This window comes from Bacillus sp. GW821-FHT01G09, assembly GCF_059422205.1.
This window is the reverse complement of the sequence record NZ_JBWKWL010000001.1, coordinates 754,883-775,685: the sequence shown is the minus strand read 5'-3', so window position 1 is coordinate 775,685 and position 20,803 is coordinate 754,883. Positions and strand designations below refer to the sequence as shown.

At 45.2% G+C, this 20,803-nt stretch carries 23 protein-coding genes; 14 read left to right on the top strand and 9 right to left on the bottom strand.

The features are described 5' to 3' along the window. Positions 1-64: 64 nt before the first annotated feature. Positions 65-742, top strand: coding sequence for a DUF2711 domain-containing protein (locus AC07VD_RS03885; protein WP_124059410.1), 678 nt, complete (start codon positions 65-67; stop codon positions 740-742). Positions 743-780: 38 nt separating this feature from the next. Here the strand turns inward: AC07VD_RS03885 and glxA are convergent, their stop codons facing one another. Further along, positions 781-1,161 carry a glyoxalase GlxA gene (gene glxA, locus AC07VD_RS03880; RefSeq protein WP_003227362.1) on the bottom strand — a complete coding sequence of 127 codons (381 nt, stop codon included), beginning with the start codon at positions 1,159-1,161 and terminating at the stop codon, positions 781-783. A gap of 120 nt (positions 1,162-1,281) precedes the next feature. Between glxA and AC07VD_RS03875 the strand changes: the two genes are divergently transcribed. Continuing rightward, the gene (locus AC07VD_RS03875; protein ID WP_124059408.1) at positions 1,282-2,469 is read left to right on the top strand and encodes a class I SAM-dependent rRNA methyltransferase; all 1,188 of its coding nucleotides are present in this window, start codon (positions 1,282-1,284) and stop codon (positions 2,467-2,469) included. Between the two features lie 33 nt (positions 2,470-2,502). On the opposite strand, the gene AC07VD_RS03870 is transcribed toward AC07VD_RS03875, so the two are convergent. The 4 genes from AC07VD_RS03870 to AC07VD_RS03855 form a co-directional block, all read right to left on the bottom strand. Further along, positions 2,503-2,700 carry a YwbE family protein gene (locus tag AC07VD_RS03870; protein WP_003227367.1) on the bottom strand — a complete coding sequence of 66 codons (198 nt, stop codon included), beginning with the start codon at positions 2,698-2,700 and terminating at the stop codon, positions 2,503-2,505. A 33-nt stretch (positions 2,701-2,733) separates the two neighbouring features. Next, positions 2,734-3,936, bottom strand: a complete 1,203-nt coding sequence (locus tag AC07VD_RS03865; protein ID WP_129092804.1) for an MFS transporter — start codon at positions 3,934-3,936, stop codon at positions 2,734-2,736. A 103-nt stretch (positions 3,937-4,039) separates the two neighbouring features. After that, positions 4,040-4,717 (bottom strand): CidB/LrgB family autolysis modulator, encoded by a 678-nt coding sequence (locus tag AC07VD_RS03860; RefSeq protein WP_003227371.1) that lies wholly within the window; start codon positions 4,715-4,717, stop codon positions 4,040-4,042. Next, the gene (locus AC07VD_RS03855; protein ID WP_003227375.1) at positions 4,699-5,085 is read right to left on the bottom strand and encodes a CidA/LrgA family holin-like protein; all 387 of its coding nucleotides are present in this window, start codon (positions 5,083-5,085) and stop codon (positions 4,699-4,701) included. The genes AC07VD_RS03860 and AC07VD_RS03855 overlap by 19 nt, the downstream gene beginning before the upstream one ends. A 105-nt stretch (positions 5,086-5,190) precedes the next feature. On the opposite strand from AC07VD_RS03855, the gene cidR reads away from it, so the two are divergent. From cidR to AC07VD_RS03820, 7 genes are all read left to right on the top strand, one after another. Further along, a complete protein-coding gene (gene cidR / locus AC07VD_RS03850) occupies positions 5,191-6,096 on the top strand; it encodes a cidABC operon transcriptional activator CidR (RefSeq protein ID WP_003227377.1) in 906 nt (301 codons plus the stop codon). 7 nt (positions 6,097-6,103) lie between these two features. Then, a complete protein-coding gene (gene thiM / locus AC07VD_RS03845) occupies positions 6,104-6,922 on the top strand; it encodes a hydroxyethylthiazole kinase (RefSeq protein ID WP_129092803.1) in 819 nt (272 codons plus the stop codon). After that, positions 6,919-7,587, top strand: coding sequence for a thiamine phosphate synthase (thiE, locus tag AC07VD_RS03840; protein ID WP_494721537.1), 669 nt, complete (start codon positions 6,919-6,921; stop codon positions 7,585-7,587). Before thiM ends, thiE begins: the two co-directional genes overlap by 4 nt. Positions 7,588-7,743: 156 nt before the next feature. Continuing rightward, positions 7,744-9,189: a ferrous ion permease EfeU gene (gene efeU / locus AC07VD_RS03835; protein ID WP_129092801.1), complete on the top strand. Its 1,446-nt coding sequence runs from the start codon at positions 7,744-7,746 to the stop codon at positions 9,187-9,189. Next, positions 9,186-10,343 carry an iron uptake system protein EfeO gene (gene efeO / locus AC07VD_RS03830; RefSeq protein WP_015384997.1) on the top strand — a complete coding sequence of 386 codons (1,158 nt, stop codon included), beginning with the start codon at positions 9,186-9,188 and terminating at the stop codon, positions 10,341-10,343. The genes efeU and efeO overlap by 4 nt, the downstream gene beginning before the upstream one ends. A gap of 18 nt (positions 10,344-10,361) precedes the next feature. Beyond that, positions 10,362-11,612 carry an iron uptake transporter deferrochelatase/peroxidase subunit gene (efeB, locus tag AC07VD_RS03825; RefSeq protein WP_494721538.1) on the top strand — a complete coding sequence of 417 codons (1,251 nt, stop codon included), beginning with the start codon at positions 10,362-10,364 and terminating at the stop codon, positions 11,610-11,612. Between the two features lie 89 nt (positions 11,613-11,701). After that, a complete protein-coding gene (locus tag AC07VD_RS03820) occupies positions 11,702-12,322 on the top strand; it encodes a DsbA family oxidoreductase (protein ID WP_014478353.1) in 621 nt (206 codons plus the stop codon). An 11-nt stretch (positions 12,323-12,333) separates the two neighbouring features. Here the strand turns inward: AC07VD_RS03820 and AC07VD_RS03815 are convergent, their stop codons facing one another. The 3 genes from AC07VD_RS03815 to slrA all read right to left on the bottom strand — a co-directional run bounded on the left by AC07VD_RS03815 (position 12,334) and on the right by slrA (position 14,781). Further along, a complete protein-coding gene (locus AC07VD_RS03815) occupies positions 12,334-13,875 on the bottom strand; it encodes a solute symporter family protein (RefSeq protein ID WP_326224479.1) in 1,542 nt (513 codons plus the stop codon). After that, the gene (locus tag AC07VD_RS03810) at positions 13,872-14,180 is read right to left on the bottom strand and encodes a DUF485 domain-containing protein (protein WP_003227392.1); all 309 of its coding nucleotides are present in this window, start codon (positions 14,178-14,180) and stop codon (positions 13,872-13,874) included. The genes AC07VD_RS03815 and AC07VD_RS03810 overlap by 4 nt, the downstream gene beginning before the upstream one ends. Positions 14,181-14,622: 442 nt before the next feature. Further along, the gene (gene slrA, locus AC07VD_RS03805; RefSeq protein ID WP_003243648.1) at positions 14,623-14,781 is read right to left on the bottom strand and encodes a transcriptional regulator SlrA; all 159 of its coding nucleotides are present in this window, start codon (positions 14,779-14,781) and stop codon (positions 14,623-14,625) included. A gap of 354 nt (positions 14,782-15,135) precedes the next feature. Here slrA and slrC point away from each other — a divergent pair, with 354 nt between their 5' ends. From slrC to galT, 4 genes are all read left to right on the top strand, one after another. Next, positions 15,136-15,807 (top strand): transcriptional regulator SlrC, encoded by a 672-nt coding sequence (gene slrC, locus AC07VD_RS03800; protein ID WP_003227396.1) that lies wholly within the window; start codon positions 15,136-15,138, stop codon positions 15,805-15,807. A gap of 17 nt (positions 15,808-15,824) precedes the next feature. Next, positions 15,825-16,208, top strand: a complete 384-nt coding sequence (locus AC07VD_RS03795; RefSeq protein ID WP_003227398.1) for a GtrA family protein — start codon at positions 15,825-15,827, stop codon at positions 16,206-16,208. An 80-nt stretch (positions 16,209-16,288) separates the two neighbouring features. Continuing rightward, a complete protein-coding gene (locus AC07VD_RS03790; RefSeq protein ID WP_494721539.1) occupies positions 16,289-17,461 on the top strand; it encodes a galactokinase in 1,173 nt (390 codons plus the stop codon). A gap of 3 nt (positions 17,462-17,464) precedes the next feature. Then, positions 17,465-19,006 carry a UDP-glucose--hexose-1-phosphate uridylyltransferase gene (galT, locus tag AC07VD_RS03785; RefSeq protein ID WP_212128916.1) on the top strand — a complete coding sequence of 514 codons (1,542 nt, stop codon included), beginning with the start codon at positions 17,465-17,467 and terminating at the stop codon, positions 19,004-19,006. 70 nt (positions 19,007-19,076) lie between these two features. Here galT and AC07VD_RS03780 read toward each other — a convergent pair whose 3' ends face one another. Continuing rightward, entirely contained in the window at positions 19,077-19,322 is a 246-nt protein-coding gene (locus tag AC07VD_RS03780; protein ID WP_009968363.1) for a GlsB/YeaQ/YmgE family stress response membrane protein, read from the bottom strand. A 515-nt stretch (positions 19,323-19,837) separates the two neighbouring features. On the opposite strand from AC07VD_RS03780, the gene qoxA reads away from it, so the two are divergent. Next, positions 19,838-20,803: a cytochrome aa3 quinol oxidase subunit II gene (qoxA, locus tag AC07VD_RS03775; protein WP_010886637.1), complete on the top strand. Its 966-nt coding sequence runs from the start codon at positions 19,838-19,840 to the stop codon at positions 20,801-20,803.

Sequence of the window (20,803 nt, the reverse complement as noted above, 5' to 3'; positions counted from 1 at the left end):
TGTCATAGGCTGATCATCTTCTTTCAAATGAAAGGGAATGTTAGAATATGTAAAGGAGGTGCGCATGCTAGATTATATATGGTTCGATGACGAATCACCGATCTTACAACAAATACCTGTTGAATACTCATCTGCTGCTCTTATTTTTTCTCCTTTTATCCAAATGCCTGAAGGATGGGAGAAAGCAAAGAGAAAACATGATTACGAGCATATTTATCCAAACGATGATGAAATCAGAGAAAAAGGCAAGGCTGTTTCCTGGAAGAAGGTTATGTCTTCTTGCGGCTTTCAAACACATGCTGAGCTGGCGCTGGCTTTAATGACGTCGATAGGCGCTTTAAGGGACGAGTTCGCGAGAGAGGATTTGGCTGAGGTGTTACATGAAAACATAAGTGGAGACCTCTATTATCCCAGTGAGGATCATATTTCAAATTTTCATATTCCGAGTTTGGTAAAGGTGTTAGGTGCGAACGGACCCAATCGGTTTTATTACGCAGAACCGATTGTGGAAAACCGTGGCGTTTTGGACATAACTGAGGCCAACTTGCGGACGGTTCTTGATGGAGCCGCAGCAGAGCTCGTTTTGACTGATGAGAAAATGGACTTTGTGTTTATGAGTGTGTATGACTCATTCATTAATGTCTTCTTAGCAAAAGATAAAAACATCAATGACCTGGTTCAGCGTATGGGCTGGGAAGCCATGATTTGCGATGAGTCAACGTATATCAGTTGGTATAGATAAAAAAAGAACGTACATCACAAAATGTACGTTCTTTTTTTTTATCGCTGAAAGAACTCAATCCACTCACCGTCAGGGCCTTCGATATAGAAATAACGGTATCCGTTTGGAAGTGTTGTGATCTCCTCGTCGATAAATTTTGCGTTCATTTTTTCCGCTTTTGTATATTCAGCCGCGATGTCATCAGTCAGCAGGGCAATGTGGTGCACTTTTCCTTCAGCGGGAAGCTCGCTGCTGTAGCCTTGAATCAGTTCAATTTCTGTTTCCGGGCCGTCTTCAAAGCCAAGAAATGCAAGCTCGATTACACCGTTCGTGTGTGTGATGCGATCCTTCAATTTCATGCCGAGTACCTCTTCATAAAATGTGATGGACGCGTTAATATCTCTTACCATGATGCCTGTATGGTCAATTCGTTTTGGCATGCTGCTCCTCCTCGAAACTCTTTTTGTCTATCGTAGAAAAACCTTTCCTTTCTGTCAATGCAGACATCTTGGCGTTTTGTGGTACGATAAGAGAAAGCAAACAGAAAGAGGACGACATATATGAAGCTACTCACCCTAAAGAAAGCACACGCTGCCAAAATCAAAAAAGGCTATCCCCTTATCGAAAAAGAAGCTCTCGCAGGGAGTGCGGGGCACATGAAAGAAGGAGACCTCGTTGATATCGTGTCTGAGAGCGGCGAGTTTCTCGCGCGGGGCTATTATGGCCTGCAAAACAAAGGGGTCGGCTGGACGCTTACCCGCAATAAATATGAACAGGTTGACCAGGCATTTTTTCTCACCAAATTAACAAAAGCGGCCCAAGCGCGCGCCAAACTATTTGAGGCTCAAGATACAACAGCTTTCCGCCTGTTCAACGGTGAGGGCGACGGTGTCGGCGGCGTCACCATCGACTATTATGACGGCTACCTGCTGATTCAATGGTACAGCAAGGGAATTTACACCTTTAAAGACATGCTGATTTCCGCATTGGATGAGATGGATCTTGATTATAAAGCGATTTACGAGAAGAAACGCTTCGACACGGCTGGACAATACGTTGAAGATGATGACTTCGTGAAAGGGAGAAGAGGCGAGTTCCCGATCATCATCCAGGAGAATGGCATTCAATACGCGGTGGATCTGAATGAAGGCGCCATGACGGGCATCTTTTTGGATCAGAGACATGTGCGCAAGGCGATCAGAGACCGCTATGCAAAAGGGAAAAACGTTTTAAATACATTTTCTTATACGGGTGCATTCTCCGTGGCGGCGGCGCTTGGCGGAGCGGAGAAAACAACAAGCGTCGACGTGGCAAACCGAAGTCTGGCCAAAACGATCGAGCAATTCAGCGTGAACAAGCTGGATTACGAAGCGCACGACATTAAAGTGATGGACGTGTTTAACTATTTTTCATATGCTGCAAAAAAGGATTTGCGCTTTGATCTGATTATTCTCGATCCGCCTTCCTTTGCGCGCACAAAAAAACGCACCTTCAGCGCGGCCAAGGATTATAAAAACCTGCTGAAGGAAACGATCGCCATCACTGCTGACAAGGGTGTCATTGTTGCCTCTACAAACAGCAGCGCCTTTGGCATGAAGAAATTCAAAGGCTTTATCGATGCCGCATTTAAAGAAACAAACGAACGCTACACCATCATTGAGGAATTTACGCTGCCGGAGGATTTCAAAACGATTTCGGCATTTCCGGAAGGCAACTACCTGAAAGTGGTCCTTCTGCAGAAAAAATAATGAAAAAGCTGCCCTGTTCAGGGGCAGCTTTTTTTATGTAGAAATGATCTGCTGGACGCGGCCAATGCGGCCATCTTCAAGACGGACTTTAATGCCATGCGGATGAAAGTTTGATTTCGTCAAAATATCCTTCACTGTCCCTCTCGTCAGTTTTCCTGTTTTTTGATCTGCTTTCAATACAATATCAACCTGCAACCCTTTCGAAATGCTGTTTCGCTCTTGCCCGTTCATAACGCACATCCTTTCTTTTGTTCATTATAGTCATTATGGTTTAAAAGTAACAGCCGGCTGATGAAGTGTATGTTTGTTTTTTTCAGCCTTCATTAAATATAATGTCAGGCCAAAGCCTGCTATGCTCAGAATGCCAAAAAGCATGTAGACCGCGAAAATCGACACGTAGTCAAAAATGTACCCGCCTGCAAATGTGCAGAACCAGTTGCCGAACCCGTTGCCTATGGCGGCGTACATGGTCAGCGCCGTCGCTTCAACGTGTCTTGGGGTAATCTTTTTCACATATTGAAGCGCCGCCGGGATAAATAAACCGATGGCCACTCCCTGAAGAAAGACCGTCGCATAAATGATCCATAGTGAAGGCGCCGTGAAATAGAGCGCCCACCTGAATAATGAGACTCCGCCTGACAGCATAATGACGTTGAGCAGCCCCATTTTATCTATAAATGTTTGGGCAAACCGCATAAATGGTATTTCTGAAATCACGCCGATGAAAAATAAAATGCCGATAGCGGAGAGAGATGCGCCGCTTTTGTCCAGAAAAAGACTGAAATACGTATTGTTCGCTAAGTTTGGAGCAAATGTCGTAAAGGTGATGATCATAAAGATGAGGAAGGTTTTGTTGCTGATAAGCTCCCGGAATCCTTTGCGGATATTGACCTTTGTTTTTGTTTTCTGCTGGCCGGGCATTTGTGAAGCCAATATGGCGGCAATGCACAGAAAGGCACAGCCAAAGATAAAGATCACGTGAATGGGGTACAGCTGGTTCGTCACCTGTCCCATGGCAAACACCGCGACGCCGAAGCCGAGAGAACCAAACAGGCGGATTCCGCCGTAGTTGCCGTTTGTTTCTTGTGTGTACCTTAGTGAAATGCTGTCCGAAAGTGGAATAATCGTGCTTTGAAAGGCTGCAAAACAGGCCGCAATCAAAATAAACAGAGGGAAACTGTCAAATGCAATATAGGCTAATCCAATGATGCCTGTGATTGATGTGCAAACCGCCAGCAGGCCTTTCGTTTTTTGCGTATAGTCGCTCAGCATGCCCCAAAACGGCTGAAAGAAAATCATCACAATCGGGCCCAGTGACATGATCAAGCCGACCTGTGATCCGCTTAAATGCTGTTCCTTCGTTAAATACATACTGAGTAAGGGAATCATGCTGCCCGTACCGAGAAAAGCAAACAAATAAAATCCTTTTAACGCGGCGTAATGCCGCCTCACCTGCAAGTTGTGCATCAGGGTGCCTCCTTTGGTATCCACAAATACATTATATTGGAATTCGCCAGCTTTTCAATAAGGGGAAGCACATAAAAAAAACTGCCCTCGAGAGGACAGTTTTTTACATAAATGAAAGCAAAAACGGCGCCGCGCAAAGCGTCATAATCGCAGCTAAGATCATCGATACGCTGGAAATCGTGCCGGACACAGAGCTAAGCTCAAATGCCTTTGACGTTCCCGCTCCGTGCGCGCTTGTGCCAAGCAGCACGCCCCGCGCAATTTCGTTATCAATGCGGAAATAACGGATGACCATCGGGCCGATCACTGTGCCGAGCAAAGCGGTTAAAATCACAAACACGGCTGTGACGGCAGGCATTCCGCCGATCATTTCAGATACGTTCATCGCGATCGGCGTTGTCACTGATCTCGGGACGAGGCTGTCAATTAAGCCGGTGCCGAGGTGAAGCCATTTCGCAATAAGAGCGGTAGAAATAATCGCGATGCATGAACCGACGGCCACATTCAAAATAATTTCCACTGCGTATTTCTTTAAAACAGGGAAATATTTATATAGCGGGATCGCGAATGCCACGGTGGCCGGCTGTAGCATATCGGTCAGCAATCCGCCGCCGAGATTATAGGACTCGTACGGGACATTCACCAGCAGCAGCAGACCGACTAACACAGCGGGCGTCACCAATAGCGGCGACGTATAAACACGCGGAAAGCGTTGATATACCTTTTTTGCTCCTAAATACACCAAAACCGTTAAAAACAAACTTACAATTCCGATGAACACGTATGCTTTTTCTCCTTTCTCTTTGCAATGAGTTGTGTAAGCGTTCCTGTAGACACCATCACGACAAACGTGCTGATGATGACAACAAGCAGAATGCTGACACCAAATTTCGACATAATGTCTCCGTATTCAATCACTCCGACGGCAGACGGGATAAAAAATAAAAGCAGCTCCCCGAGAAGCCACGCTGCACCAAGCTCTATCCATTCAAGCTTGATAATGTTAAAGTGCAATAATGTGAAAAGAATCACAATCCCTATTATACTGCCGGGAATATTTATATGAAGAAGGGCTGTCACCCAATTAATCAGCCGAGCAAATATAAATAACAGAGCGATTTGAATAACGGTTAGCAACAGTTTTTTCATATTGATGCCTCCCTTATATACTTATTGTACATAAGGTCTCGCTATAGGTAAAATATATATTAAGAATAAGAAGTATTCCTTTTGTCTATAGAAAGGGTGAAGCACATGGATATCCGCCATTTAACATATTTCTTGGAAGTCGCCCGTTTAAAAAGTTTTACGAAGGCTTCCCAATCCCTTTATGTTTCTCAGCCGACGATATCAAAAATGATCAAAAATTTAGAAGAAGAGCTCGGAATTGAACTGTTTTACCGAAACGGCAGGCAGGTGGAACTGACTGATGCCGGTCATAGCATGTATGTGCAGGCGCAGGAAATCATTAAATCATTTCAAAACCTGACGTCAGAATTAAATGATATTATGGAAGTCAAGAAAGGGCACGTACGGATTGGACTGCCGCCGATGATTGGATCGGGGTTTTTCCCGAGAGTGCTCGGCGATTTCCGTGAAAACTATCCGAATGTCACCTTTCAGCTAGTCGAAGACGGTTCTATAAAAGTCCAAGAAGGTGTCGGGGACGGCTCTCTTGATATCGGCGTTGTGGTCCTTCCTGCAAACGAAGATATCTTTCATTCGTTTACAATCGTAAAAGAAACCTTAATGCTTGTCGTTCACCCTTCCCACCGGCTGGCTGATGAGAAAGAATGTCAGCTGCGTGAGTTGAAGGACGAGCCTTTTATTTTCTTCAGGGAGGATTTTGTCCTGCACAACCGAATTATGACGGAATGTATCAAGGCTGGGTTCCGACCCCATATCATTTATGAAACATCACAATGGGATTTTATTAGTGAGATGGTATCAGCCAACCTTGGGATCGGGCTTTTGCCGGAACGGATCTGCCGCGGCCTTGACCCGGAAAAAGTGAAAGTCATTCCGCTTGTTGATCCGGTCATCCCTTGGCACCTCGCCATTATTTGGAGAAAGGACCGGTACTTGTCGTTTGCCGCCAGAGCTTGGCTCGAACATACGAAATCGTATTTATGGGACCCGAAAAAAGATAGTAAAGGATGATGCAAACATGGATGCACAATCAGCAGCAAAATGTCTTACGGCTGTCCGCCGGCACAGCCCACTGGTGCATAGCATAACCAACAATGTCGTAACGAATTTCACAGCAAACGGCCTGCTCGCCCTCGGCGCATCGCCCGTTATGGCGTACGCAAAAGAAGAGGTCGCCGATATGGCGAAAATTGCGGGTGCACTCGTTTTAAATATCGGAACACTGAGCAAGGAGTCAGTCGAAGCGATGATCATCGCGGGAAAATCAGCTAATGAACATGGCGTTCCCGTCATTCTTGATCCTGTCGGTGCCGGAGCAACACCGTTCCGAACTGAATCGGCACGTGACATCATTCGTGAGGTTCGCCTTGCTGCAATCAGAGGAAATGCGGCGGAAATTGCCCATACCGTCGGTGTGACGGATTGGCGGATCAAAGGTGTTGATGCGGGTGAAGGCGGAGGCGACATCATCCGGCTGGTTCAGCAAGCGGCACAAAAGCTAAACACGGTCATTGCGATTACTGGTGAAGTCGATGTCATTGCCGATACATCAAATGTATATACCCTTCATAACGGCCACAAGCTGCTGACAAAAGTGACAGGCGCTGGTTGCCTGTTGACTTCCGTCGTCGGTGCGTTTTGCGCTGTGGAAGAAAATCCATTGTTTGCTGCTATCGCGGCCATTTCCTCGTATGGAGTCGCAGCTCAGCTTGCCGCACAGCAGACGGCTGACAAAGGCCCTGGAAGCTTTCAGATTGAATTGTTGAACAAGCTTTCAACTGTTACTGAACAAGACGTCCAAGAATGGGCGACTATAGAAAGGGTGACTGTCTCATGACTCGTATTTCTCGGGAAATGATGAAAGAGTTTTTATCTGTTTACTTCATTATGGGGTCAAACAATACGAAAGCCGATCCTGTTGCAGTTGTACAAAAAGCGTTAAAAGGCGGTGCCACCCTGTACCAGTTCCGTGAAAAAGGCGGGGATGCGCTGACAGGAGAGGCTCGGATTGAATTTGCTGAAAAAGCGCAGGCAGCCTGCCGTGAAGCTGGTGTTCCGTTCATTGTCAATGATGATTTGGAATTGGCTCTGAAGCTGAAAGCTGACGGTATCCACATCGGCCAGGAAGACGCAAATGCGAAAGAGGTAAGAGCTGCCATAGGTGATATGATTCTCGGCGTTTCCGCTCATACGATGTCTGAGGTGAAGCAAGCCGAAGAAGACGGAGCGGATTATGTCGGGCTTGGGCCGATCTATCCGACTGAAACGAAAAAGGATACGAGAGCGGTACAGGGTGTATCTCTTATCGAAGCAGTGCGCCGTCAAGGCATCAGCATTCCAATTGTCGGCATCGGCGGCATCACAATAGATAATGCCGCACCTGTTATCCAAGCGGGGGCCGATGGTGTCAGTATGATCAGCGCCATCAGTCAGGCGGAGGATCCTGAGAGTGCTGCATTCAAGTTTCATGAAGAAATTCAAACGTATAAAACAAGAAGATAAACGTTCTTCTTCCTTCAAAAGGCTGTTCTGTAAAAGGACAGCTTTTTTGCTTTCCATCAAGGTTTTCAGACCTTCAAATTTTAATTGACAAAGGACAGGAACTGGCTATGATTATGTTATACAATGATAATCATTTTCAATTATAGGAGGAACATGATGGCTCGGGGGCTGGCACTTATTCTATTCAGCTTGTTGATGGTTTTCGGTTCTGCGGCACATGCGGAAGATGATCCGATCGCCGCATTAATTCAATTAAACAAGCAAATGATCAAATCCGTAAAAGACGGGGATATGGATTCGGCACAACAAACGTTTGAAACCTTCAAAGCGAAGTGGAAAAAAGAAGAACCTTCTATTAAGAAAGAAAACCTTTCTTTTCACAGTGAAATGGACGCGAATATCGCGATGATTTCTCTTTCTTTTATCAATCAAGACGCAGGTAAGCTCAAAACACAGCTTGAAGAGCTTGCGTCTCATTTAGAAACCTATCAGCAGGCTGTCGTGCTGAAAAAGACATCCTCAGGTCAATCAAGGGCGTCCTTAACAGCCTATATACAAAGCTTGAAAGACACAAAACAGTTCATAGAAAAAAAGCAATTGGATGAAGCGTCATCCGCAATCGACAATTTAGTTACATCCTGGCTCGCTGTTGAGGGAGACGTCGTTTCCCAATCGAAAGAAGCCTATACGACATCGGAGGAAAATCTGGCTCTGATGAAGGCGGAGATCGGCAGCCATCCTGAAAAGGTATCAAAGCAAATTGACGAAATGATTCAATTGCTCGAGCCGATCGCTTCAAGCAGCTACAGCTGGTGGGATGCGGCGCTGATCCCGATTCGTGAAGGAATGGAGGCCCTCCTTGTCATCGGAGCGCTATTAACCATGACAAAAAAAGCGCGGGTTACGCGTTCCTCGACATGGATCTGGGGCGGAGCGTCCGCCGGCATGGCTGTTTCCTTAGCAGCCGGCATCGGTGTCACGGTTCTGTTCTCCTCCAGTGTATTCGGAGAAAACAATTTCTTGCTTGGCGGCGTTACCGGCGTACTGTCCGCTGTCATGCTTTTGTATGTCGGGGTGTGGCTGCACAGAAATGCCTCAATGGATAAATGGAGAGAAAAAATCAATATCCAGAAGTCACAGGCACTAAAAAAACGAAGCCTGCTTTCCTTTGCGCTCATTGCATTTCTGGCAGTTGTAAGAGAAGGTCTCGAAACGGTCATCTTTTTCATCGGGCTTGTCGGGAAGCTCCCGCTCACTGAACTGATCGGCGGAACTGCCGCAGGGCTTATCGTTCTCGTCATCGTCGGTGTTCTGATGATCAAGCTCGGAATGCGCATTCCATTGAAGCCGTTTTTTCTTCTATCAATGGCGGTTGTCCTGTATATGTGCGTGAAATTTCTCGGAACCGGCGTTCACAGCCTTCAACTGGCGGGCATTCTTCCGTCTGATGCAGAAAGCTGGCTGCCGTCTGTATCGGTGCTAGGAATTTATCCGTCTGTGTACAGCACGATTCCGCAAATATTGATTTTACTCTTTTTACTGATTGCGCTTGTTTCAGAAGCGGCAAAACATTTTACAAACGGAAAGGAACTGACAAAATGAATTTCACAAAAATCGCTGTATCAGCCGGATGCATCCTTGCGCTGTGCGCAGGCTGCGGAGCCAACGACACATCTTCAACCAAAGAAAAAGCTTCATCTGAAAAAAGCGGGGTCACTAAAGAAATCACCGCATCCGTAAATAAAATGGAAACCATCATTTCCAAGCTGAATGACTCAGCGGAAAAAGGAGACCAAAAAGAGATTGAAAAGAAGGGGAAAGAGTTAAACAGCTACTGGCTTTCCTTTGAAAACGATATTCGCAGCGACTATCCATTCGAATATACAGAAATCGAAAAACATCTTCAGCCAATCTACACAGAAGCGCAAAAAGACAAACCGGATACAGCAAAAATCAAGACAGAATCCGAGTCATTGAAAGCGTCCTTAGAAGACCTGACAGAAGCGAAGAAGAGCGGCAAAAAGGCTAGCGATCAGCTGGCAAAAGCAGCGGATGAGTATAAAGGCTATGTCAAAAAGCAGAGTGGCCAGCTTGTCAAAGCGACTGAAGCATTTACGAGTGCTGTGAAATCCGGCGATATCGAAAAATCTAAAACGTTATATGCGAAAGCGCGTGTTTATTACGAGCGTATCGAACCGATCGCTGAAAGCCTTGGAGATCTTGACCCGAAAATTGATGCTCGAGAAAACGATGTTGAAGAAGGAGACAAATGGACAGGCTTCCATAAGCTTGAGAAGGCCATTTGGAAGGATCAAGATATTTCCGGGGAAAAGGCAACAGCTGACCAGCTTCTCAAGGATGTAAAAGAGCTTGACGGTTCAATTCAATCACTGAAATTAACACCTGAACAAATTGTTGCAGGCGCGATGGAGCTTCTGAACGAAGCCGGAATTTCGAAAATCACGGGAGAAGAAGAGCGCTACTCACGAATTGATCTAGTGGACCTTATGGCAAATGTGGAAGGCTCCGAAGCCGTTTATCAAACAGTGAAAAGCGCGCTTGTAAAAGATCACTCCGACTTGACGGAAAAACTGGATACGGAGTTCAGCGAATTTGAAGTTTTAATGGCAAAATACAAAACAAATGATCAGTCCTATACGTCTTATGATAAATTAAGTGAAAAGCAAATCAGAGAGCTGAGCACAAAGCTGACGACTCTTTCTGAAACCATGTCGAAGATTGCGAATGTGCTATAAAAGGAGTTTTGTAACAGCATGAGCGATGAACAAAAAAAGCCAGAACAAATTCACAGACGGGACATTTTAAAATGGGGGGCAATGGCGGGGGCAGCCGTTGCGATTGGTGCCAGCGGACTCGGCGGACTCGCTCCGCTTGTGCAGACCGCGGCCAAGTCATCGAAAAAGGATGAAAAAGAGGATGATCAGGTCGTTCCGTTTTACGGAAAGCATCAGGCCGGAATCACAACTACCCATCAAACGTATGTCTATTTTGCTGCGCTGGATGTAACAGCAAAAGACAAAAGCGACATCATTACGTTATTTAGAAACTGGACAAGTCTCACACAGATGCTGACGTCTGGCAAGAAAATGTCAGCTGAGCAGAGAAATCAATATCTGCCGCCGCAGGATACAGGTGAGTCTGCTGATTTATCCCCTTCCAACTTAACGGTCACATTCGGATTTGGTCCTGGCTTTTTTGAAAAAGACGGAAAGGACCGCTTCGGGCTGAAAAGCAAAAAACCGAAGCACCTAGCCGCTCTTCCAGCGATGCCCAATGACAACCTGGATGAAAAGCAGGGAGGCGGGGACATCTGCATTCAAGTATGTGCAGACGACGAGCAAGTGGCGTTTCACGCGCTACGTAACCTGCTAAATCAAGCGGTCGGCACTTGTGAGGTCCGCTTTGTGAACAAAGGCTTTTTAAGCGGAGGAAAAAATGGCGAAACACCGCGCAATCTCTTCGGGTTTAAAGATGGAACAGGCAACCAGAGCACGGAGGATGACAGCTTGATGAACTCGATCGTGTGGGTTCAGTCCGGTGAGCCTGACTGGATGACGGGCGGCACCTATATGGCTTTCCGGAAAATCAAAATGTTCCTTGAGATATGGGACCGCTCTTCCCTTAAGGACCAAGAGGATACCTTCGGCCGCAGAAAAAGCTCAGGGGCGCCTTTTGGGCAGAAAAAGGAAACAGATCCCGTGAAGCTGAATCAAATTCCGTCTAATTCACACGTCAGTCTAGCGAAATCTACGGGAAAACAAATTTTGCGAAGAGCTTTCTCTTACACAGAAGGACTTGATCCGAAAACCGGCTATATGGATGCAGGTCTCCTGTTTATCAGTTTTCAAAAAAATCCCGACAATCAGTTTATCCCGATGCTGAAGGCTCTTTCAGCAAAGGATGCGTTAAACGAATATACACAAACAATCGGTTCTGCTTTATATGCATGCCCAGGCGGCTGCAAAAAAGGAGAATATATTGCCCAGCGTTTGCTGGAATCATAAAAGAAGCCTAAATCGGCTTCTTTATTTAAAAAACAGTTGTAACTTTAATTGTTACAGTTTAAAATCAATTTATACGAAAGGAGATTATCATGACAGTACACATTAAAGTTTATTCAGATTACGTCTGCCCATTTTGTTTTGTTGGAAAAGCCGCTTTTGAAGAAGCGATAAAAGGAAAGGATGTTGAAGTCGAGTGGATGCCGTTTGAACTGCGCCCAAGCCCATCTCCTCAGCTTGATCCGGTCAATGATCCTTCCAAACAGTACATGTGGCAGACATCTATTCAGCCAATGGCGGAGAAATTAGGGGTCGAGATCAATTTTCCAAACGTCTCGCCCCATCCGTATACAGACCTTGCGTTTGAAGGCTTCCATTTTGCGAAGGAATACAATAAAGGACATGAATACAACACCCGTGTCTTTCAGGCGTTTTTCCAAGAGGGCCAAAATATCGGCGATATTGACATCTTGACGAAGCTCGCCGAGGAAGTGGGATTAGACGGTGCATCATTCAAATCAGCACTGGAAACAAGAACATATCAGGACGTGCAGCGCCAAGCCTTGAAGCACGCTTATGAAGAGGCTGACATCACAGCCGTTCCAACCTTTATTATCGGCGACACTGTAATTCCAGGTGCTGCCGGCAAGGATGTATTTGAAAAAGCGATTTCTGACGAACAGAAGAAAAGACAAGGAAAAAGCTCTCTATAAAGAGAGCTTTTTTACTCCTGTTCCATATGGATGCCAGTATGCGCCTTCACCTGTATTTCCGCAAACGTATCTTCATCAATTGTTTTATCAGACGACAGCACCGTTCCGAGCCACGCGCCGAGGAAGCCAAGCGGGATGGAAATAATCCCTGGATTAGACAGCGGAATGAGCGGATCACCGGTAAAAATAGCACCTCCGGCCGGGTCCCACACACTAGGGCTCATCGACACCAGCACAAGCGCGCTGATCAGGCCTGTCAGGCTGCCCCATAAAGCGCCTGAGGCATTGAATCGTTTCCAGAAGACTGTAAACACAATCAGCGGAAGGTTTGCGCTGGCGGCTACCGCAAACGCGAGTGCAACAAGGAACGCTACATTTAAGGATTGTGCAAAAATCGCAAGGAGAATCGAGAGTACTGACACGGCGACAGAAGCCCATCTGGCCGCTTTCATTTGTTCTTTTTCAGTTGCTTCTCCCTTTCTGATAATCTGGCTGTAAATATCATGGGCAAATGCTGAGGCGGCAGACAGCACCAACCCTGTCACGACAGCCAAAATGGTGGCAAAGGCGATGGCTGATACAAACGCGAACAGAAAGTCTCCTCCGAGCGCTTTTGCTAAAAGCGGAGCCGCCATATTTCCCGCTTGATCAGCCGCCGTAATCGCGTCAAAACCGACAAATGCCGCGGCACCAAAGCCGAGAAACACCGTCATAATGTAAAACACACCGATAATCCATGTCGCTGACACAACGGATGTACGGGCCGTCTTGGCATCCTTAACGGTATAAAACCGGATCAATATATGCGGAAGCCCGGCGGTTCCCAGCACGAGTGCCAAGTTTAACGACAAGGTCTCAAGCGGCACCTTGTATTTATTTCCGGGGTTCAAAAAATCAGCGCCCAGCGGAGTAGCCGTTTTCATCTGTTCAAACATGGTATTAAGGCTAAAGCCGAATTTTGAAAACACGATAATCGAAATCACGAGTGTGCCGGCCATCAGCAAAACGGCTTTAATAATTTGAACCCAGCTTGTCGCGATCATGCCGCCAAACACGACATAAATGGTCATCAGCACTCCGACGATGAGGACAGCCGCGGTATAATCCAGCCCTAGAAGCAGTTTGATCAGCGCACCCGCCCCCACGAGCTGGGCGATCATATAAAAAGTAGAGATGGCAATGGTATTGAGAGCCGCGACACCGCGGATTTTCTTTTCTTTAAAGCGAGCGGCAATCATGTCTGCCATCGTGTACTTTCCAAGATTCCGAAGCGGCTCCGCCACGATGTACAAGACAACGAGATAAGCCACCAGAAAACCGATACTGTAAAAGAAGCCATCAAATCCATATAACGCAATCATTCCGGCAATCCCGAGAAACGAGGCGGCAGACATGTAGTCACCGGCAATTGCCAGTCCATTCTGAACGCCGGTGAGCCCGCCGCCCGCCGTATAAAACTCACTCGTCGTTTTCGTCCGCTTCGCGGCAAAATACGTGATAATAAGCGTCAGGCCAACAATCGCCAAAAATAATAAAAAAGCAGTCATATTCATGTCTGTTCACCCTTCAGATCCTCTTTTAAAGCGCTTACATACTTATCGAAATGGGCGGCTCTCCGGGAATACACAGTACTCAGTATCCAGGTCATAGCGAATTGGGCGATGGCGAACAGCCAAGCCCATGAAACAGCTCCAATGGCCGGTGCATTCAAAAAGGTGAAATAAGATGTCAAAACAGGGAGTGAAAAATAAAAAACAAAAAAGAAAATCGCAGAAGGAACAATAAAAGCGCGTTTCTGCTTTAAAAAAGCTTGAAAAGACGGCGTTGCAGCAATCTGTTTATAATCAGCTTTGTACATGGCTTTCCTCCTTTTATTCGCTAAACGTAAGCAAAAAGGTACACCAATAGGTATGTACTGAAAGTCCGATTTATGCGTTGAACAATATCTGGAGGATGAAAAAAGAAGGAAGTCGTGAAGAGGTGAACACAGTGGTCTAAAGACAGGCGAAGGTTTTCAAGCTCGGCCGTGTATAAACGAGTTTGCTTTCAAAACCTCACCGAATGCAGCTTGTTCTCAGCAAAGCTGCTGTTTACCAGAGCACGGTTATCATGTTCGCATCACCTCTTTATGACAATGCATGTGCCAAGAGGTGATCGCATCACCGGCTGTCTGTCGTAGTTAGCTGACACACCGTTTGTCCTCAAGCTCAGCGCAGCGATTTGCTTTTGAATAGAGGATATGGTGAAAACTCAGATCAGGTGATAGAAAAGCCAGAGGTAAATAGATCCGCCTGTTCGGACTAGTCTTGCCGGACGGTTTTTTTGTGGTTTTTCTTTCTCGATGCTGTCTCAGATTCTAAAAACTGCCTCACATCATGAATGCCTAATCCAATGGATCTAGCTTCTTGAATTAACATATGCCAACCTTTGTCCAAATCTTTTTTAACATGAGTTTTCATAGTAACCTCCAATTGTATAAAATGTTTTCCTGCAACATGCGGGCAATAAAAGACAAGCCAGCGCGATGATGAGGCGAGTACAACAAATTTCACACATAGTTGCTCGGTGTTCACAAACTGAAGGAAAAACCACCTACCTATTCCCTAAAAAAATGACTAATATAACCAATGGACCTTATTTATAATAATAAACAATTAAATACTGACTGGATAGTATGTAAATGAAAATAAATCATTTAGCCTATTAAAAATGACCCCTGGGAAACCGAATAGCATAACCGTTCAAAGAAATAAATACCGCTAAAGATTGATCCGGTGTAAGATAAGGGTAATCATTACCGCCAGGAGAAAAATATGAAAAAAAACAAATTTCAAATTAAAAGAGAAGCAACATTTGAAAGTTTTATAGACGCTGGCGTGAATTTGTTGATTGACCGAGCGTATGATCCGGTTTCTGTAGAAGATATCAGCAGAGCCGCCGGGTACAGCAAAGGAGCATTTTATGTTCATTTTGTCAGCAAGGACGATTTTCTGCTGTACCTTCTCGAAAAACGTCAGATGAAAAAAAAGATCATTATAGGGTATCTTGATCAAATGGAGCGGGAGTCAGTGAAATCGCTGACATTGGACGAGGCTGCAAAACACGCTGCAGAACTGCTTTATTCCTATTACATAAATAAGCCGTCGTGGGACATCACCTCGTTTGCCATGAACATGCCGACATATAAAGTCTTAAAGAAATGCAAGGCCTATGTCCGGCTGTACGAATTGTGGGTGGAAGAAAATGTGTTATATATTAAGTGGCTGAAGGAGAGAAAGCTGATTGACGCCTGTATTGATCCTGAATATACGGCTAAAATAATATGTGCAGTCCTCGACGGAATCATCAAACAATCATATGTATTGGGCCAGCCAGCCACCTTCCGCAGCTTTTTAGACGCACTCTCGGTATTTTTTACTTTAGACAGAGAGCACGAGAGGCCAAGAATTTTGAAAAGTTTTTCAGAAAGCGAGGAACATCAGTGAAGTATAGAGAAATAATTATGTATATCATTATGGGGGTTTTCACAACCATTGTGAATATCGCCAGCTTTTATATATTGGTAGAGATCATGAATGTGGATTACAAAGCCGCCACTGTCGCCGCTTGGATTTTGTCCGTGCTGTTTGCTTACATAACAAATAAATTATATGTGTTTCAGCAAAAAACACATGATCTGCAGAGCCTGCTGAAAGAGCTCACTGCTTTTTTCAGCGTTCGGGTCCTGTCTCTCGGCATAGATTTAGGCATGATGATCATTCTTGTCGGCCAGTTCAATACAAATGAAACCTTGGCCAAAATACTCGACAACGCGGTCATTGTTGTCGTCAACTATGTTGCGAGCAAATGGCTCGTCTTTAAAAAAACAAAGGAAGAAGGGGTATGAGAGGACTGCAGCATATGATCTGCCGTTTTCTATGGAGAAATAAGGGGAATAAAAAATAAAAACCAGAAAGGTGATTGCACATGCGGGAAGAGCTAAAGGGGATATTTGCAAGTGTATTCGGAGAAAAAGAGGGGTTACGGTTTTTTTTCGCACCTGGAAGAGTGAATCTGATTGGAGAACATACAGACTATAACGGCGGGCATGTCTTTCCGTGCGCGCTGACAATGGGTACATATGCTGCTGTTGCAGAAAGAAAAGACGGGCTTGTCCGGATGTATTCAGATAACTTTAAAAACGCAGGCATCAAGGAATGCAGCCTTGACAATATTCGCTATCAAAAAGAAGACGACTGGGCGAACTACCCAAAAGGCGTGATTTATGAATTTCAACAGAGGGGATATGCAGTTCCCCATGGCTTTGACATTGTATTTTCAGGGAATATTCCAAACGGGGCGGGGCTGTCGTCTTCCGCTTCTATTGAACTGCTGATGGGGGTCGTGCTCCAAAGCTATTTTCATCCTGAAGTAGATGCGCTTGAGCTTGTGAAAATGGCGCAGCATGCGGAAAACCATTTTATCGGCGTCAATTGCGGAATTATGGACCAATTTGCAATTGGAATGGGGAAAAAACATCATGCGATGCTGCTGAACTGCGACACGCTTGACTATGAATATAGCAAACTCAATGTCTCAGGCCTCGCGCTGGTCATCGCGAACACGAACAAAAAAAGGACATTGGCTGACTCCAGCTATAATACGAGACGCCAAGAATGCATTGATGCATTGCTTGATCTGAAAAAAGGCCTCGATATTGCCGCACTGGGCGACATCAAGCCTTCTGATTTCGATGCGCATTCCAGCCTGATCCAAAATGAAACGAACAGACGCCGGGCAAAGCACGCTGTATACGAAAATCATCGTGCTATTAAGACGGCCCATATGTTCAAAGAGAACAATATAGATGAAATCGGGCAGTTAATGAAGGAATCCCACCTTTCATTGAAGGATGACTATGAAGTAACATGCCCTGAACTTGATGAGCTTGTGTTTGCGGCATGGGATCACGAAGGTGTAATTGGGTCAAGAATGACGGGAGCAGGCTTTGGCGGATGCACCATCAGCATAGTAAAAGATGAGTTCGTTGATGATTTTATTCAGAAGGTTGGAGACAGATATCAAGAAAAAACAGGGCTCCGAGCGGATTTTTATGTCGCGGATATCGGAGAGGGAGCGAGAGAACTAAAGGGGGAGTGACATATGAGTATTATTGAACATCTGGAACAGCTGCTTGAGTATGGCCTGGAACGAAAATTGATTTCGATCTGGGATCGGGAATATACGAGAAACCGTCTTTATGAAGCGCTGGCCATCACACATCCCGAGCCGGTCTCCGGCATCTGCATCAAGCAGTCACAAAGCCTGCCGGACTTGCTCGCTCCCATCTATAAATGGGCTGCCGAAACCGGCCGAATGGAAGCGGATACAGATACGTACCGTGACCTGCTCAGCGCAAAGCTGATGGGCTGTTTTGTACCTGCTCCGTCAGAGGTCATTCGCAAATTTGAAGAGACAAAAGCATTATACGGCCCAAAACAGGCGACAAAGGAATTCTATCAATATTCAGAGGATGTCTATTATATACGGACTGACAGAATCGCCAAAAATGTTCATTGGACGGTGCCGACCGAATATGGCGAACTGGAAATGACCATTAACCTATCAAAGCCTGAAAAGGACCCGAAAGCGATTGCGGCTGCAAAAGAGCAGGAACAGACAAATTATCCGATGTGTTTGCTGTGTAAAGAAAATGTCGGGTTCGAGGGAAGCGTGAATCATCCAGCCCGGCAAAATCACAGAATCATTCCGGTCACCCTTGAGGACGAACAATGGTTCCTGCAATTCTCGCCATATGTCTATTATCCGGAGCACTGCATTGTCTTAAAAGGTGAACATGAACCGATGGAGATCAGCAAAAAAACATTTGAAAGGCTGCTGTCATTTCTCGGGCAGTATCCGCATTATTTTATCGGTTCAAACGCGGATCTGCCGATTGTCGGCGGCAGCATCCTAAGCCATGATCATTTCCAAGGCGGCGCGCATGATTTTCCAATGGCACGTGCAGAAGCGGAAGACGTTTATGAATTAAAAGATTATCCCGGCGTGTCGCTGGGCTTAGTGAAGTGGCCGATGTCTGTGCTCAGGCTCCAAGGAGACGAACCGGGTCACGTCGCCGAAGCTGCTGACCATATCTTCCGCACGTGGCAGACGTATTCCGATGAAAAAGCCGCCATTGCCGCCTATACAGGCGATACGCCCCATAATACGGTCACACCGATTGCGCGGCGCAGGGGAGGCTTGTACGAACTCGATATCGTACTGAGGAACAACCGGACGGATGAGGAGCATCCATTAGGGATATTTCATCCCCATAAGGAAGTTCACCATATTAAAAAAGAAAATATCGGCCTGATTGAGGTCATGGGATTGGCGATATTGCCGGGCCGCTTACAGGAGGAAATGAAAGAAACGGCAGCGGCGCTATGCTCTGCTGATCCGAAAACAGCTTTAGAACAAAATCCGCTCACGGCAAAACATAGTGAGTGGGCTATTCGGATGATGGAAAAAAGAACCATAACAAAAGAGAATGCAGATCTAGTCATAAAAGAAGAGCTGGGACATGTATTCGCTCGCATTCTTGAACACGCCGGTGTGTTTAAACAGACAACAGAAGGAAAACAGGCCTTCAGAAGGTTTATCGACCAGTTGGGCGTCAAACCAGTCAAAAGCCTCAACCGCTAGGGTTGAGGCTTTTTCGATTTTTATGGCAAAACAAACACCCAAAGCGCTGACGCTTCGGGTGCTGCTGCTTTTATCCTCTTTTTCTGGTTAACAGGCTTACTAGAAAGACAACAATGGCTGCACCGATTACCGCTGGAATAATGGCAAATCCGGCTAGGTGCGGCCCCCATGTTCCAAGCAGCCCGTGTCCGATCCAGGCGCCAATAAGACCTGCGATCATAGACCCGATAATTCCTCCGGGCATATCTCCTTTTACAAACAGGCTTCCAAGCCATCCGATAATAATAGCGACGATAAGTGAAATAAGAAAACTCATCATGCAACACATCCTATTTTTTATTTATTTGCTTATATCATTCCTCTTTTTTGTATAAGATAAACAACTGGATGCTCTCATTAAAAAATACGGACAATTCAGAGCATATTGGCTCTTCATTGCGCCTTTTCTTTCAATATTTGATGCGTTAAAATGGTAACCGTGTGAAAAGATGCTAGACAAGGAAAAAATAATTTCTATCTAGAAAGTTTAACAAAATGAAATTTTTGATTGACCTAAGTTTTTTATTGTGGTAAACCTTTATTTGTCAGAATTAGTTCTTCATCATCTTTTCTTTACTTATATGCGGAAATAACTAGAAACTTTTCATCTTAAGCGATAGATGTGAATAAAGTTGGAGCAATTTTTGTCGATTTTATGACATTTAAGCGAAAATGGGATGAAGTTTATAAAAAAATAAAGCTAATAAGTGAAGTTTTTGATAGCATAACAAAGTAGAGAAAAGATTTTGAGGAAGTATGCACTTCAGATTTATTACATCAATAGGAAGGATGGTGATCTTCTTGTTCAGAGCATTAAAACCGTTGCTTGTATTAGCGCTGTTAACTGTGGTTTTCGTCCTTGGGGGATGCAGCAATGCTTCAGTACTAGATCCGAAAGGACCTGTAGCTGAACAGCAAAGTGATTTAATCCTGTTATCTATCGGATTTATGCTGTTTATCGTCGGGGTCGTCTTTGTTCTATTTACCATTATTTTAGTAAAATACCGCGACCGTAAAGGCAAAGATAATGGATCTTATAACCCAGAAATTCACGGTAACACGTTTTTAGAAGTAGTCTGGACAGTGATCCCAATTTTAATCGTCATTGCACTTTCTGTGCCAACAGTACAGACGATATATTCGTTAGAAAAAGCTCCTGAAGCAACAAAAGATAAAGAGCCTCTTGTTGTTTATGCTACTTCGGTAGACTGGAAATGGGTATTCAGCTACCCTGAACAGGATATTGAAACGGTCAACTACTTAAACATTCCTGTCGACCGCCCGATCTTGTTCAAAATCTCATCTGCAGATTCAATGGCTTCGCTATGGATTCCTCAGCTTGGAGGGCAAAAATATGCGATGGCAGGAATGCTGATGGATCAATACTTACAGGCTGACAAAGTGGGTACTTACGAAGGCCGCAACGCGAACTTCACAGGTGAACATTTTGCAGACCAAGAGTTTGATGTGAATGCAGTTACAGAAAAAGACTTTAACAGCTGGGTGAAAAAGACTCAGAACGAGGCTCCTAAGCTGACAAAAGAGAAGTATGATGAATTGATGCTTCCTGAAAATGTGGACGAATTAACGTTCTCTTCTACTCACTTGAAATACGTTGATCACGGACAAGACGCTGAGTACGCGATGGAGGCGCGCAAACGCCTTGGCTATCAAGCCGTTTCACCGCACTCTAAAACAGATCCGTTTGAAAACGTAAAGAAAAACGAATTTAAGAAGTCTGATGATACAGAAGAATGA